Source organism: Frigoribacterium sp. Leaf44 (assembly GCF_001421865.1).
Classification (GTDB): domain Bacteria; phylum Actinomycetota; class Actinomycetes; order Actinomycetales; family Microbacteriaceae; genus Frigoribacterium.
This window is the reverse complement of sequence record NZ_LMLG01000005.1, coordinates 226,530-241,981: the sequence shown is the minus strand read 5'-3', so window position 1 is coordinate 241,981 and position 15,452 is coordinate 226,530. Positions and strand designations below refer to the sequence as shown.

At 70.8% G+C, this 15,452-nt stretch carries 11 protein-coding genes; 1 reads left to right on the top strand and 10 read right to left on the bottom strand.

What is annotated here, in order from left to right; all coding sequences use genetic code 11:
• Positions 1-224 precede the first annotated feature (224 nt).
• From ASE87_RS08345 to ASE87_RS08325, 5 genes are all read right to left on the bottom strand, one after another.
• Positions 225-1,937: a CBM35 domain-containing protein gene (locus ASE87_RS08345; RefSeq protein ID WP_235472251.1), complete on the bottom strand. Its 1,713-nt coding sequence runs from the start codon at positions 1,935-1,937 to the stop codon at positions 225-227.
• Between the two features lie 78 nt (positions 1,938-2,015).
• Positions 2,016-3,968, bottom strand: a complete 1,953-nt coding sequence (locus ASE87_RS08340; protein WP_056227557.1) for a glycoside hydrolase family 127 protein — start codon at positions 3,966-3,968, stop codon at positions 2,016-2,018.
• A gap of 48 nt (positions 3,969-4,016) precedes the next feature.
• Positions 4,017-4,778, bottom strand: coding sequence for a carbohydrate ABC transporter permease (locus tag ASE87_RS08335; protein WP_055978139.1), 762 nt, complete (start codon positions 4,776-4,778; stop codon positions 4,017-4,019).
• A gap of 113 nt (positions 4,779-4,891) precedes the next feature.
• Positions 4,892-5,878 carry a carbohydrate ABC transporter permease gene (locus tag ASE87_RS08330; protein ID WP_082452496.1) on the bottom strand — a complete coding sequence of 329 codons (987 nt, stop codon included), beginning with the start codon at positions 5,876-5,878 and terminating at the stop codon, positions 4,892-4,894.
• Positions 5,879-5,897: 19 nt separating this feature from the next.
• On the bottom strand, positions 5,898-7,154 hold the full coding sequence (locus ASE87_RS08325; protein WP_235472249.1) for an extracellular solute-binding protein: 1,257 nt from the start codon (positions 7,152-7,154) through the stop codon (positions 5,898-5,900).
• A gap of 174 nt (positions 7,155-7,328) precedes the next feature.
• On the opposite strand from ASE87_RS08325, the gene ASE87_RS08320 reads away from it, so the two are divergent.
• Positions 7,329-8,354: a LacI family DNA-binding transcriptional regulator gene (locus tag ASE87_RS08320; RefSeq protein WP_056047126.1), complete on the top strand. Its 1,026-nt coding sequence runs from the start codon at positions 7,329-7,331 to the stop codon at positions 8,352-8,354.
• Positions 8,355-8,600: 246 nt separating this feature from the next.
• Here the strand turns inward: ASE87_RS08320 and ASE87_RS08315 are convergent, their stop codons facing one another.
• The 5 genes from ASE87_RS08315 to ASE87_RS08295 all read right to left on the bottom strand — a co-directional run bounded on the left by ASE87_RS08315 (position 8,601) and on the right by ASE87_RS08295 (position 15,327).
• Positions 8,601-9,386 carry an SDR family oxidoreductase gene (locus tag ASE87_RS08315; RefSeq protein ID WP_043597604.1) on the bottom strand — a complete coding sequence of 262 codons (786 nt, stop codon included), beginning with the start codon at positions 9,384-9,386 and terminating at the stop codon, positions 8,601-8,603.
• A gap of 257 nt (positions 9,387-9,643) precedes the next feature.
• Positions 9,644-12,052 carry a beta-glucosidase gene (locus tag ASE87_RS08310; protein WP_056227660.1) on the bottom strand — a complete coding sequence of 803 codons (2,409 nt, stop codon included), beginning with the start codon at positions 12,050-12,052 and terminating at the stop codon, positions 9,644-9,646.
• A gap of 41 nt (positions 12,053-12,093) precedes the next feature.
• A complete protein-coding gene (locus ASE87_RS08305) occupies positions 12,094-12,999 on the bottom strand; it encodes a carbohydrate ABC transporter permease (RefSeq protein ID WP_056227554.1) in 906 nt (301 codons plus the stop codon).
• Complete coding sequence (locus ASE87_RS08300; protein WP_043597606.1) at positions 12,996-14,030, bottom strand: carbohydrate ABC transporter permease; 1,035 nt, start codon at positions 14,028-14,030, stop codon at positions 12,996-12,998. Before ASE87_RS08300 ends, ASE87_RS08305 begins: the two co-directional genes overlap by 4 nt.
• Positions 14,031-14,040: 10 nt before the next feature.
• Complete coding sequence (locus ASE87_RS08295) at positions 14,041-15,327, bottom strand: ABC transporter substrate-binding protein (RefSeq protein ID WP_056227551.1); 1,287 nt, start codon at positions 15,325-15,327, stop codon at positions 14,041-14,043.
• Between the last annotated feature and the right edge of the window lie 125 nt (positions 15,328-15,452).

Here is a 15,452-nt window from a genome sequence, read left to right as displayed (position 1 = left end):
TCCGCGGCGCCGGGTCCGCGGCGCCGGGTCCGCGGCGCCGGGTCCGCGGCGCCGGGTCCGCGGTGCCGAGTCCGCGGCCCCGGGGGCCGGAACGGCAGGAGGCGCGGGTCGCGACCACAGAGGGGCGGTGCGTCATGGCCCGGGACCGTGACGCACCGCCCGGCCCGACAGGAAGAGCTGTCGGGCGGCCGGGCCTTCTCAGGAGCCCGGCGGCCTGCCGGCGGCTACCGCGGAGTCACCGTGATCGAGTCGAGCTCGGCGAATCCGGTGCCCCCGGCGAAGTTCGGAGAACCCTTCGCCAGACGGATCACGTTGACCCCGGCCTTGAGCGTGACGGGTGCGGCCGCCGAGGTGGCGAACCGCCCCCAGCCACCCGTCGGTGCGTACGACACCGTCGAGAACGCACCACCGTTGAAGGCGAGGCCCTGCGTCGACGTCGCTGCGCCTCCGTTCGCGTAGCGGGTCGTCAACGAGTAGCTGCCGGCCGTCGGCACCTCGACCACGAAATCGACGAACGAGTTCGACCGGCCGTCACCCAGACCGTCGATGCGACCCACGTAGCCGGAGTTGGACGCCGAGGACGACGACAGGAGCGACGCGTTGACCACCGTCGCGTTCTCGGCCTCGTAGGTCTGCTGGTAGCTCGTGGCCGGGCCCGAGGCAGGCGTGACGACCACCTGGTAGGCGCCGAGGTAGTCCTGGTTCGGGATGGGGACGGTGACGGCCCCGTTCACGACGCCGACGGTGGTACTCGACAGCTGGGTCGGTGCAGCGACGTTCGACATTCGTCCCGAGCGCGGCGTGTAGTTCACCGTCACCCTGACCTGCGACCCGAGACCGGCCAGTCCCTTGACCTGTACGGCGTTGTCACCGAACGTCCCGCCGAACGCGACGTTGACGATCCCGCGTGTCGAGTCGTACGAGGCGAACCCGTCGAGATCGCCCGAGGGCGTCACGTCGACCATGGAGCCCGCCATCTCGCCGTACCACTTGTAGAGCCAGTACGACCCGGTCGGAGCGTTGTTCCAGACGAGTCCCCCGACCGTCCCGGATTCGTACCAGTACGCGCGTTCGGCGTCCTTGATGCCGGTGCGCTCGAACTGCGCGATGAAGTGGGCCGCGACGCTGGGGGTGTCGACCTGGTTCGGCGAACCGTACTCGTTGATCGAGATCGGACGCGGGCTGATGCCGAGGTCACGCTCGATCGATCGGTAGTCGGCCACGTGCTCGTCGACGTCGGCCCACCCGCCGTCGTCCAGTTCGTGCCAGACGACGACGTCCGGCAGGGTGCCGTCGGCCTTCGCCCTGGCCATGAACTCGCGCATGCGGTCGGGGTAGTAGCGGCTGTAGCTCGGACCCACGATCGGCGTCACCGTGTCCTGCAGCTTCACCTGGCGGTAGGTCCGGGTCCACCCGTCGAGGAACGGGCCCGCCTTCGCGGTGTCCCAGGTGCCGTCGGGCTCGTTCCACAGCTCCCAGCCGTTGATGTTCGTCGTGCCCGCCGCGGCGACCCGGGCCCCGACCATCGTGTCGATCTTCTGCGTCCAGTCCTGCCAGCTGATCCAGCGGTACGGGAAGTCCGGGTAGACGTCGGGCATGCGGGCGTACGACTGTGCACCGTCGCGGGTGAACGCGTTCGCCGTCTTCAGCACGTCGCCGGTCGGCACGGTGGCACCGTTGCCGAGCTGCTGCACGCCGGGAGCGGGCTGCGTGTGCTGCTTCAGCCGCAACGGCGTCAGCAGACCAGGGGCCGGCGTCGTGTCGGACGCCACGGCGTACAGCCCCCCGGCTCCGACGTGGGTGACGGGCCTGATGCTCGTCGAGGCGTCGACGACGAGCGTGTTGCCCGCCGCTTCTGCGGGTGCCGCCGGTGCGACGAGCGCCGCGAGGACCGCCGTCGCCGCCAGCAGTCCCGTCGTGATCTTCGTTCGGTTCACAGAGAAGCTCCTTTGCTTTCTTCGAGGGATGGAACCGGGTCGCACCGCCCTCACGGGCGGGACGTCAGGAGGCGCGGGTCAGCCCTCGACCCGGGCGACGGGCAGCCAGACCCTCATGGTCGACGGCCCGCGGTTCGCCCAGGTGGCGTAGGGCACGAGGGCGACCGCGCCGAGCGGGCCGGTCGCGTCGCCGGGTTCGCCGTACGGCCAGTCGGCGGTGGCCGCGGCCAGACGTGACACCTCGACCGTGGCACCCCGCTCGGTGGTAACCGGTTCGACCGAGGTGTCGACGACCACGTCGTTGACGTCGCCGTCGGGCAGGTCGGTCGACTCGAGCGCCAGCACGAACGGGCCGCGCTGAACGGCGACCTGGCCGCGCACCGCGTCGATCCGAGGGTCGGGCAGGCTCCACCGGGCCTGCATCGGCAGGTCGACCGTGACGACGTCGCCCGCCGCGAACCGGCCCCGGACGGTCGTCGAGCGTCCCTCCCGCACGGACGGTGCCTGGCCGGGCGCCTCGATGCGTGCCGAGCCCGCCCACGAGGGAATGCGCAGGTCGAGGTCGACCTCGCGTCGCGTGTCGTCGCGCCAGGTGATGCGGACCGCGCCGTCGTAGGGGTAGTCGCTGCGCACCGACAGGGCGATCGGCGTGCCGTCGGAAAGGGTGGTGTCGACGTCGAACTCGCCGTACTGGTGCACCTGCAGCCCGGCCGGCGTCTTGGTCGCGAAGGTCGACTCCACGCTCGCGAGCGTGCGGGCGACGTTCGTCGGGCAGCACGAGACCTCGAACCAGGGCGCCCGGAGGCTCGACAGGGCGCGGGCGTTCAGCTCGTCCTCGTCGGGGGCGACGCCGTCGGTGCGCTGGTGCAACGTGTTCGTGTAGAAGAAGGCACGCCCGTCCTCGCGGGGCGAGGCCATCACGTTGTTGAACAGCGTGCGTTCGATCAGGTCCGCGTAGCGCGGGTCGCCGTCCTGCAGCAGCAGGCGCCACGACAGCATGTTCGACGCGATGCCGGCGCAGGTCTCCGAGTAGGCGCGATCCGGCGGAAGCTCGAAGTCGGCACCGTACGCCTCGTCCTGGTGGTGCGAGCCCATCCCGCCGGTGACGTATGTGCGGCGCGCGACGGTCGCCTCCCACTGCCGCCGGACGGCGTCGGCGAGTTCGTCGTCGCCGGTCTCGACGGCCACGTCGAGGGCCCCGGCCGCCAGGTACAACGCCCGCACCGCGTGCCCGCGCAGCACCTCGGCCTCCCGCACCGGTACGTCGTCCTGAAAGTACTCCTGGCCGTACTCGATCGGCGCCAGCAGGCCGCGGCCGCGGCGCTCGACGAAGAGGCGCGCGAGCTCGACGTAGCGGGGCTCGTCGAGGGCGCGGCCGAACTCGACGAGTGCGACCTCGATCTCGGGGTGCCCGCAGACCGCCACCCGCCCGTCGGGCCCGAACTCGACCCAGAGGTGGTCGGCCAGGCGGCGGGCGACGTCGACCAGGGCGCTCTCGATGCCGGTCCTCTCGGCCGCGACGGCCGCCTGGACGAGGTGGCCGAAGCTGTAGAGCTCGTGGCCCCATTCGAGGTTCGAGTAGCGGGCGGGCTGCCAGGGACGACCGAAGCTGGTGTGCAGGTAGCCGTCGTCGTCCTGCGCCGAAGCGACCCGGTACACCAGCTGGTCGTAGCGCGACGAGAGGTCGGCGTCGTGCGATCGGCCGAGCTCCCACGCCATGCCCTCGAGCAGCTTGTAGACCTCGCTGTCGACGAACTCGATGCCGGCGTGCACCCAGCCGGCCTGATGGGACGCGGCCCGGTCGAAGTTGCCCGTCCAGCCGATGCGCTCCATCCAGTCCTCGCAGTGGCGCAGCACGACGTCGGCGTTCAGGCGTTGCTTGTCGGCCCAGTACCCGCCGGTCAGGCGGATCTCGGACGAGTCGAGCGGGGTCAGGGTCGACCGGCCGGGCCGGACCGGGCCCGAGAACGGTGCGGTCGAGGTGTGGATGGTGGTCACGGGCGTGCTCCTCGCGGGATGTGTGGTGGTCATGTCGGTTCGGTCCTGTCGGCCAGGCGCTGTCGGCTCGGGGAGGCCGGCTCAGTCCTTGACGGCACCGGCGGTGACGCCGGCGGCGACGTACCGCTGGGCGACGACGAGCAGGACGGTGGCGGGGATCGACGCGACCACGGCGGTCGCCATGATCGAGTTCCACTCCTGGTTGTTGTTGCCGATGTAGCGGTAGATGCCGAGGGTGATGGTCTGGGCCGAGCCGCCGCTGTTGAGCGTCGACGAGAAGACGAAGTCCGACCAGGCCCACAAGAACGCGAACAGCCCGACGGTGACGGCCGAGTTGCGGCTGACCGGAAGCACCACCGAGACGAAGGTCCGCCACGAGCCGGCCCCGTCGAGCTTCGCGGCGCTCAGCAACTCGTCGGGGATGCCGCTCATGAACGCGGTGAAGATCAGCACGCCGAACGGCACCGCGAGCGTCGAGTCGGCGATCACGAGACCCCACCACTCGTTGAGGATGCCGAGGTTGAGGTAGATCGCGTAGAAGCCCATCGCCATGATCACCTGGGGGATCATCTGCGCGACCAGCAGGACGAAGCTGAGCGCGCCTCCCCCCTTGGGCCGCAGCTTGGCGAGCGAGTACGCGGCCGGTGCCGACAGGGCGACCGTCACGACGACGGTGCCGAGCCCGACCAGCAGGCTCGTGCCGAGGTAGGGCAGCTGCTCGGACACGACGGCCGCGTAGCCGTCGAGCGTCGGATTCGTCGGGAACCACGACGGCGGGCTCTGCCGCATCTGCGCCGTCGGCGTCAGCGAGACGTTGATCATCCAGTAGATGGGGAACAACATGATCGCCGTGAAGACGACGCCGAGGACGGTCGTGGCCAGGCTGCGCCGGCCGGCCCGCCGCGAGGAGGCGCGGCGCACGTCCGATCGCGGGGCGGGGGTCCGGGTGATGACGCTCATGACCGACTCTGCTTCCTCTGCACGCGCAGGTAGACGAATCCGCAGATCAGGGCCATCACGATCAGCAGGTTGCCGACGGCGGCCGCGGGGCCGAAGGTCGGGAGGGTCGAGCCGAAGCCCAGCTGGTACGACCAGATGGCGAAGGTGGTCGAGGCGTCGCCCGGGCCGCCCCGGGTCATGATCCAGATGATGTCGAAGACCTTCAGCGTGTAGACGAGGCCGAGCAGGATGGTGATGGCCGACACCGGGCGCAGCAGCGGGAACGTGATGCGCCAGAACTTCTGCCAGGCGTTCGCGCCGTCGAGCGCCGCCGCTTCGTAGAGGTCACCCGAGATGTTCTGCAGGCCGCTGTAGAGGATGACCAGGTTGAACGGGATGCCGATCCAGATGTTGGCGACGATCACGCTCGTCAACGCCCACTGCGGAGAGGTGAGCCAGTTGACCTGGCTGCCGCCGAAGGTCTCGATCACCGAGTTGACGACGCCGCTCTCGCTGTTGAGCATCCAGGACCAGGTCGACGCGCTGACGATCAACGGCAGCAGCCACGGCACGAGGAACAACGCGCGCAACGTCGACGACAGCGGGAACCTCTGGAAGAAGAAGACCGCGAGTGCCATGCCGATCGAGAACTGGAACGCGATCGAGACGCCCGTGAACAGCAGCGTGTTGACGAGGGCCGGGCCGAACGTCGGGCTGGCGAAGACGTCGGTGAAGTTCTCGAACCCGATGAACGGTGCCGTGCCGTCGATGAACGACCGCACGGTGTAGTCGCGGACCGACAGGTCGACGTTGCGGATCAACGGGTAGGCGTAGAAGACCGCGAGGTAGAGGACGACCGGGGCGATGAAGGCCCAGGCGGTCAGCTGGCCCGCGTCGGGGCGACGGCGACGCCTCGGGCGGCCGGGGCCGGCGGGCGGGACGTGCGTCCCGCCCGACCGTCCGTCGGGCACGGCCTCACGACGTTCGAGGATGTCGGTGCTCATGGTCGCTCGTCCCGGGCGGTCACTTCGTGGCCGACTCGGCGGCCTGCTGGGCCTCGTCGAGGGCGTCCTGGGCCGACGACGACCCGCTGAGGCTGTTCTGGACGGCCTTCCAGAGCTGCTCCGAGATCTTCGGGTACTCGGTGCCGAGGTCGTCGCTCGTGCGCCCCTTGGCATCGCCGACGGCGGTGACCCACGGTTCGAGGTCGGGGTCGGCCTGCACCTGCTGCTCCTGCGCGTCCTTCGTCGGCGCGACGTACGACAGGGTCGTGTCGGTGGCCACGAGGTTGTCGGTGCTCGTCAGGCACGCACGGATCTTCTCGCTGACGTCGTACCGGGCGTCGTCGCTCTGGACGGGGACCGTCAGGAACTCACCGCCCGTGGGGGCCGGTGCCGCGCCTCCGTCCTTCGCGGGGATCGAGATGATGCCGTAGTCGATGCCCGAGTCCTTGACGCCGGCCAGTTGCCAGGTGCCGTTCTCGCCGAAGGCGTACTCCCCCGTGAGGAACTCCTGCCAGCTCGTGGTCTGCGTGTTGCCGATGACCGAGTTCGGGGCGTAGCCGTCCTCGACCCACCCGGTCCAGAGGTCGAGCGCCGACACGGCGTCGTCGGACGAGAGGTCGGTCAGCTCGGCACCGGACCCCCAGTACCAAGGCAAGAACTGGAAGCTTCCTTCTTCTGTGCCGATGGCCGAGAAGGTGATGCCCTTCCCGCCGGAGGCCGAGACCTTCTCGAGGGCCGAGGTCAGGGTGTTCCAGTCGGTGATCGACGCGGGGTCGACGCCCGCCGCGTCGAGGACGGTCTTGTTGTAGTACAGCGCGAGGGTGTTGGCGCCGATGGGCACCCCGTACGTCGCACCGTCGACCTGTCCGGCCGCGAGGATGTTCTGCTCGATGTCCGAGGTGTCGGCACCGGTCTCGTCGGTGTCGGTCAGCAGGCCCGCCTCGGCCAGCGTCGAGACGACGGGGTTGTCGACGAGCAGCAGGTCGGGCGAGTTGCCCTGCTGGCCGGCGAGGAGGGCCTTGCTCGTCAGGTCGGAGGTGTCGTAGCCGGTGCGTTCGACGGTGACGCCGGCCTCGGTGCCACAGGCCTGCACCAGCTTCGCCCAGTCTGACGAGTCGTCGAACTGCGGGTACGGGTCCCAGAAGGTGTACGTCCCCGACGCGGCCGAGCTGCTGCCGCCCGACGAGCCACCGGCACACCCGGTCAGGGCGAGCGACACGGCGGCCAGACCCACGACGGCGACGGCCGTCTTCTTGCTGCGGATGAACGAGATCACAGGAATTCCTCTCTGAATGCTGCGGGTTCCTCGTTCGGAGAGCGCCGCGCGGTGCAGGGGATGCCGGTGCGCGACCGTCTCGTCGTCGAGAAGTTGTAACCGAAACCGGTTTCGGGTCGAAAGCTACATTTGGCACAGTTGCTTGTCAACACGTTCGTGAACTATTTTCGCTACATGGGTACGAGCAGCGGTGGTCGAGGGACGGGGGCGCCCGTCACGCTCGCGGACGTGGCCCGGGCCGCCGGCGTCTCGGTGGCGACCGCGTCGAAGGCCCTCAACGGGCGGGCCCAGGTACGCGAGAGCACGCGCGTCAAGGTGCGAGAGGCCGCCGCCGCCCTGTCGTTCACCCCGAACTTCTTCGCCCAGGCCCTCAACTCCCAGCGCACCGGCACGATCGGCATGGTCACGAGCGACCTCGACAACCGTTTCGTCCTGCCCGTGCTGCTCGGCGCCGAGGACGCCTTCGGCTCGGGGTCGCTCTCGGTGCTGCTGGCCGACGCCCGCGACGACGCCCTGCGCGAGCAGTTGCACCTGCAGAACCTGCTCACCCGACGCGTCGACGGGCTCCTGATCGTGGGCCGCACCACCAACCCCCGCCCCCCGGCTCCCGTCCTCGCCGACGTGCCGGTGGTCTACGTCTACGCGCCGTCGACCGACCCGACCGACGCGTCCTTCACCCCCGACAACGTGCAGGCCGGCCGTCTCGCCGCCGAGCACCTCATCGCCAAGGGTCGGCGGCGCATCGCGCTCGTGAACGGCGAGTCGTCTTACGCCGCCTCACGCGACCGGGCGGCGGGGGTGCTGGCCGCCACGCAGGCCGCCGGGCTCGAGCTCGTCGGCGGTGCCTCGTTGTACGGGCAGTGGGGCGAGGCCTGGGGGCGGGACTGCGCGCGCCTCCTCGTCCGGGGCGACGAGACCGTCGACGCGATCGTCGCGGGCAGCGACCACATCGCCCGCGGCGTGCTCGACGCGCTGCGCGACGAGGGCCGGTCGGTGCCGGGCGACGTCGCCGTCATCGGCTTCGACAACTGGGACGTCCTCGTCCGCGAGTCACGCCCGACGCTGACCAGCGTGGACATGAACCTCGAACAGCTCGGCCGGGCGGCCGCCCAGCACCTGGTCGACGCGATCGGGGGCTCGACCTCGGCGGGCGTGACCTACGGAGCCGTGCGCGTGCACGAACGCGAGTCGACCGGCTGACGCGCGGCGCGCCTCCTGCTCTGGCCCTCCGCGCCGGCCCGGTGGCCTCCCTGCCGGCCTGATGCCGCCCCCTGCCGGCCCGCAGCGCGACGAAGAACCCGGTTCCGAACGATGCACCCAGAAGCAACGGGGTGCATGGTTCGGAACCGGGTGCGAGGCGGCAGGAGGCGCGGGTGGGCGACCGGCGGAGGGCGGGCCGGCCACCCGAGGAGGCACGGGTCGGCGACTCGGGACGCCCCGCGTACGTCAGTACTTCGCGGACTGCCCGCCGTCGATCGGCACGACCGCCGCGTTGACGTAGGTGGCGTCGTCCGACAGCAGGAAGGCGACGACCGAGGCGATCTCGTCGGCCTTGCCGTAGCGCTTGGTCGGGTTGATCTGGATGAACTGCTCGGCGGCCTTCTCGGGGTTCTCGGCGTCGATCTGACGCATCGAGGCCTCGACCATGGGCGTCCAGATGGCGCCGGGGGCGATCGCGTTGACGCGGATGCCGAACTCGCCGTACTCGACGGCCGAGTTGCGGGTGAGGCCGACGACGCCGTGCTTGGCCGCGGCGTAGCCCGACTGGTTGCCGACGCCGCGGATGCCGCCGACGCTCGCCGTGTTGACCACGGCCCCGCCGTCGCCCTGCGAACGCATGACGCCGAGCACCTTCTCGAGGCCGAGGAACACCCCGCGCAGGTTGATCGAGACGACCTTGTCGAACTCGTCGGCGCCGAACCGCTCGGTGAGGTTCTGCTTGCCCTCGATGCCGGCGTTGTTGAAGAACGCGTCGATGCGCCCGAAGCGTTCGACCGTCGCCGACACGTAGCGGGCGACGTCGTCCTCGCTCGACACGTCGGCGACGACGGTCAGCACCTCGGCACCGGGGACGGCCTCGAGCACGGCGGCCTGCGAGTCGGCGAGGCCCTTCTCCGAGACGTCGACGAGCGCGAGCTTCGCGCCCTCGCTCGCGACGCGGACGGCGGCGGCCCGGCCGAGGCCCGACCCTCCGCCGGTGATGAGGACGACCTTGTCGGTGAAACGCTCCATGGGACGGGCTCCGGTTCTCTCGTTCGGTGGGCCCGACGCGGCGCCGGGCCAGTCGCCGCGCGACCGTGCGCGACTCGCCGTAAGGCTACACATGTCGCCTTACTGCCCCCTGACCGCGGCGGCCGCCCGACGCCTCCCGCCCGCCGCGCCGCGAAGAACCCCGTTCCGTGCGAGGAACCACGAACCTTCGTGGTTCATCGCACGGAACGGGGTTCGCGGGCAGAGGAGGCGCGGGTCGGCAGCCCGGGAGGCGCGGGTCAGCTCCCGGTGCGCGTCGCGATCTCGACGCCGACGATGCGCTCGTCGGCGATCGTCACGGGGTACACGTCGCCCGTGAAGCGCACCGCCGCCTCGGTCTCGCGTTCGGCGCAGGAGCCGCCGACCCAGAGCTCGACGTCCCCGGGCTCGACGACCCGTCGGTGCTGCCGATCGGTGAGTGCCAGACGGGTGGTGGGGACGCGGAAGACGACCCGCGCCTCCTGACCGGGTTCGAGCGCGACGCGCGCGTAGCCGAGCAGTTGCGCGACGGGCCGGGTGACCGAGCCCACGACGTCGTGCGCGTACAGCTGCACGAGGTCGGTGCCGGGGCGGTCGCCCGTGTTGGCGACCGTCACCGACGCGACGAACGAGCCGCCCGTGGGCACCTCGGCCGAGTCGACGACCAGGTCGGAGCGTCGCCACGAGGTGTACGACAGCCCGTGACCGAACGGCAGCACGGGCGTGCTGTCGGCGCTCGTCACCTCGGACGGTCCACCGAGCACCGGGTGCAGGTAGGAGAACGGCTGCGCGCCGGCCGACCTCGGCAGCGACACGGGCAGGTGCCCGGACGGCTCGACGCTGCCGGTCAGGACGCCGGCGACGGCGGCGCCGCCCTCCTCCCCCGGGAAGAACGCCTGGACGACGGCGGCGGGCGCCCCCGCACCCGACACCGCCCAGCCGATGGCGTACGGCCGGCCCGAGAGCACGACCATGACGGTCGGCGTGCCGGTGGCGACGACGGCCTCGACGAGCTCGCGCTGCACCCCGGGCAGCTCGAGGCTCTCGACGTCGTTTCCCTCACCGACGGTGCCACGTCCGAACAGGCCGGCCCGGTCGCCGACGACCACGACGGCGACCTCGGCCCCGCGCGCGGCGTCGACCGCGGCGGCGATCCGTGACCGGTCGTCGCCTTCGACGTCGCAGCCGGCCTCGACCACGACGTCGGCCGCGGACAGCTCGCTGCGCAGGGACCCGGCGACGGTCGGCAGCTCGATGCCGAGCGGCACGCCCGGGTGGTGCGCCAGCACGTGGTTGACGAACGAGTAGCAGCCCATCAGGGCCTCGGCGCTGTCGCCGTTCGGCCCGATCACCGCGACCGCGGCCGGGCCGGCACCAGCACCGGCACCGGCACCGGCACCGGCACCGGCACCAGCCGCACCAGCACCGGCACCAGCACCGGCGGCCCCACGAACCAGCGGCAGCACCCCGTCGTTCGTCAGCACGACGACCGACTCGTCGGCCAGCCGTCGCGCGACGGCCCGGTGCTCGGCCGAGTCGAGGTCGATCGAGGTCGGCGGCGGCGTCTCGAACGTCTCGTCGAGCAGCCCGAGCTCCTCCTTCTCGGCGAGCACGCGGAGGACCGCCCGGTCGACCAGCGCCTCGTCCACCTCGCCGCGGCGCACCCGCTCGGCCAGGGGCGCGAGATAGGCGTCACCGGTGGGCAGCTCGACGTCGATGCCGGCCTCGAGGGCCAGTGCCGCGGCCTCGCCCCGGTCGGCGGCGACGGCGTGCATCACCTGCAGGAACGCCACCGAGAAGTAGTCCGACACGACCACGCCGTCGAACCCCCACCGTCGGCGCAGCACCTCGGTCAGGTACGACGGCGTCCCGGCGACCGGCACCCCGTCGATCTCGGCGTACGAGTTCATCACCGAGCGCACCCCGCCGTCGAGCACGGCCATCTCGAACGGCGGCAGCAGGACGTCCTCGACGAACCGCGGTCCGACCTGTGCCGGCGCGTGGTTGCGCCCCGCCGCCGAGGTCGAGTAGCCCACGAAGTGCTTGAGCGTCGCGTGCACGCCGGCCGCCTGCAGCCCCTTCACGTAGGCGGTGCCGATGGTGCCGACGACGTAGGGGTCCTCGGCGATGCACTCGTCGACCCGACCCCACCGGGTGTCACGGATGACGTCGAGCACGGGCGCGAGACCTTGGTGCACGCCGAGGTCGCGCATGGACCCGCCGATCAGCCGGGCCATCTCCTCGACCAGCTCGGGGTCGAACGAGGCCCCCCAGGCGAGCGGCGTGGGGAACGTCGCGGCCTGCCAGGCGGCGAGGCCGGTCAGGCACTCCTCGTGCACCAGCGCGGGGATGCCCAGTCGGGTCTCGTCCCGCAGGCGGCGCTGTTCGCGCCACAACCAGGAGGCGCGCTCGACGGGGTCCACCGGTCTGGTCCCGTAGACCCGCGTCAGGTGCCCGAGCCCGTGCCGGGTCGCCTCGACGTAGTCGCCCGACGTCGCCATCTCGCCCTGCATCGGGGCCACGTTCTCGGCCCCCTGGTCGACCCACCACCCGACCAGCTGGGCGAGCTTCTCGTCGAGGGTCATCTCGTTCAACAGCGACGCCACCCGGTCGGAGGCGCGGGGTTCGCCGACCGTGAGGGCCTGCGGTCGGTGAGCGGTGTCGGTCATGTCGGCTCGCGCCTCCTGGTCTGTGACGGTGTCGGTGGCGGTCATCCCTTGACCGCCCCGGTGAGCCCACCGACGATGCGGCGTTCGAAGAGGCTGAAGAAGATCAACGCGGGCAGCATCGAGAGCGCCGTGAAGGCGAGCACCCGTGCCGTGTCGACCGAGTACTGCGACGAGAACGCCTGCACGCCGAGCGGCAGGGTGAACGTCGACGGGTCGTTGAGGATGAACAGCGGCAGCAGGTACGAGTTCCAGGCGCCGATGAAGGCGAGGATGCCCACCGTGATGACGCCGGGCAGCGACAGCCGCACCACCATGCGGAAGAAGAAGCCGAGGCGGCTGCAGCCGTCGATGAACGCGGCCTCCTCGATCTCGTCGGGGATCGCGCGGAGGAACGGCACGAGGATGATGATCGTCGTCGGCAGGGCGAAGGCGATCTGCGGCAGGATCACGCCGGCCAACGAGTTCGTCAGGCCCAGGTCGCGGATGACGAGGTACAGCGGGGTGATCGCGACGGTCATCGGGAACATGAGGCCTGCCGCGAAGAGCGCGTAGAGCACCCCGCGACCGGCGAAGCGGTACCGGGCCAGCACGTAGCTGGCGGCCAGGCCGAGCGCGACCGTGCCGATCGTGGTCGCCCCGGCCGAGATCAGCGAGTTGCCGACCTGTCGCCAGAACGTGCCGCCGGTCAGCACGTCGAGGTAGTTGCCGATCTGCCACGGGCTCGGGAACCCGGACGGGTCGGTCGTGATCTGCGCGTTGGTGCGGAAGCCGCCGATCACGATGAACGCGACGGGCGCGAGCATCGCCACGATGACGACCGCCGCGACCACGTACGCGACGCCGCGTCCGGGGTCGGCGATGCCGCGCCTCCTGCGGGTCGGCGGTCGGTCGCCGGTGGCGGCGGGCCCGCGGCCCCGAGGAGGCGCGGTGAGGGTCGAGGCGGTCATCGTTCTTCTCCTGCGGTGGTCGCCGAGGTCGTGACGGCCCCGGCCGTGTCGCGTCGCAGCACGAAGCGCTGGTAGACGAGGGCGACGACGAGCGAGATGAGGAACAGCACGACCGCGACGGCGTTGCCGTAGCCGTAGCTGCCCGAGGTGCGGCCGTTCGCGACCATGTAGGTCGCCATGGTCGAGGTGCCGGCGGTCGCCGCGATGTACTGACCCCAGATGATGTAGACGAGGTCGAAGAGCTGCAGCGAGCCGATGATCGACAGGAACGCCCAGATGCGCAGCGTCGGTCCGAGCAGCGGCAGCGTGATGCGGCGCTGGATCTGCCACCAGCTCGCGCCGTCGATGGCCGCGGCCTCGCTGAGCTCCTCGGGCACGCCCTGGAGCCCGGCGAGGAAGAGGATGACGGCGAAGCCGACGTACTTCCAGGTGATGATCACCAGCAGCGTCCAGATGGCGATGCTGGGATCGGCGAGCCAGTCGGTGGCGAACGAGCCGAGGCCGACCTTGGTGAGCAGGTCGTTGACGGCGCCGCTGCCCTGGAGCATGAGGCTCCAGCCCGTGCCGACGACGACCTCGCTGATGACGTAGGGCACGAAGATCAACACGCGGATGAGCGACTGACCGCGCAGCTTGCGGTTGAGCAGCAACGCGAGGCCGATGGCGACCGGGCCCTGCAGCACGAGCGAGAGCACGACGATCGTGGCGTTGTGCCGCAACGCGTCGAGGAAGGTCGGGTCCTGGAAGATCGTCACGTAGTTGCGGAACCCGACGAAGTCGGTCGGCGGGCCGAAGCCGGACCAGCTGAAGAAGCCGTAGTAGGCGGCCATCACGATCGGGAAGACCACGAACGCCAGGAACACCACGAGGGCGGGGCCGACGAGCAGGGCGATCTCGAGGCCGCGGGCGCCACGCCCCTTCCGGGACACGGCCCGGGAGGCCACCGGGGGCGAGACAAGTGCCTCGCCCCCGGCGGTGGCGTGAGGCCGCGATGGTGCGGCGGGCCGCACGGAGGGTTCGCGGAGGCTCACGATCCGACCTCTACGCCTTCTTGGCGGCGGCGTCGACGGCGTCGACGAACTGCTGCGGCGTGCCGTCGCCCGAGAGCAGGTCGACCACGGCGACGTTCATCGCGTTGCCGACGTTCAGGCCGTAGACGGTGTCGAGCCACTGCGAGACGAACGGGGCGTCGTTGTAGGCGCTGAGCACGTCCTGCAGGTAGGGCTCGGTGACGGCCTGCTGGGCGACCGTGTTGACCGGAGGCGCGTTGAAGGCCTTGTAGTACGCCTCCTGCACGTCGGGGGTCGCCAGGTAGTTCAGGAAGTCCACGCACGAGTCGGGAGCACCGGCCGAGCAGGAGTACCCGTCGACGCCGCCCATGATGGCGCCGGCCTCGCCGTCACCACCGTCGACGGCGGGGAAGGGGAACCAGCCCAGGTCGGCCAGCGGCTTCTGGTCGGGCGTGAGCGAGGCGATGACGCCCGGGTCCCACGCACCCATCAGTTCCATGCCGGCCTGGTGGTTGGCGACGAGGCCGGCCGAGCTGCCGGCGCCCTGCTGGGCCGCCGTGGTGAGGAAGCCGTCGTTGAAGGGCTCGGTGTCGCGGAAGTCGGCGAGGTCCTCGGCCGCCTTGACCCAGCAGTCGTCGCTGAAGTCACGGTCGGTCGCGGCCTTCTCGAGCACGTCCGAGCTGCACGAGCGCAGGGCGAAGAAGAAGTACCAGTGCGCGGCGGGCCACGCGTCCTTGCCGCCGAGCGCGACGGGCGAGACACCCGAGCCCTTGAGGGCGGTGACGGCCTGGTCGAGCTCGTCCATCGTCTTCGGGGCCTCGGTGATGCCGGCCGCGTCGAAGAGGTCCTGGCTGTACCAGAAGCCCCCGGGGAGGACGGCGACGGGCATCGAGTAGACCTTGCCGTCGACCGAGCCCGACCCGAAGGTGCCCTCGCTGATGTCCTTCTTCGCCTCGTCCGAGATGACGTCGGTGAGGTCCTTGACCTGTCCGGCCGAGACCATCGCCTGGAGCTTGCCGCCGCCGCGCTGCAGGAACACGTCGGGGGCGTCGCCCGAGTTGAGGGCGGTCTGCAGCTTGCTGTCGAAGTCCTCGTTCTGGACGGTCTGGACGTCGATCTTCACGTCCGGGTTGGCCTTCTCGAAGTCGGCCGCGGTCGCCGTCCAGAAGTCCTGGCCGGGGCCGGTCGTCGAGTTCTGCCAGAGGGTGAGCGTGCCGTCGTCCGACCCGCTTCCTCCCCCGGTGCTGCAGCCGGTCAGCAGTCCCGCTCCGATCAGCAGGGCCGCCGACCCGGCCAGGAGCCGTCGAGATGTGGTCATGGTTCCACCTTTTCCTCTTCGTTGAGCGGCCGTGGTCGGCCGAGCGTGCCGTGCTCCGATGCGCGGCATGGCCTCAGTGTCGAAAACGTCCGGACGGGTGTCAAACGTTTTCGAAAACCATTTCC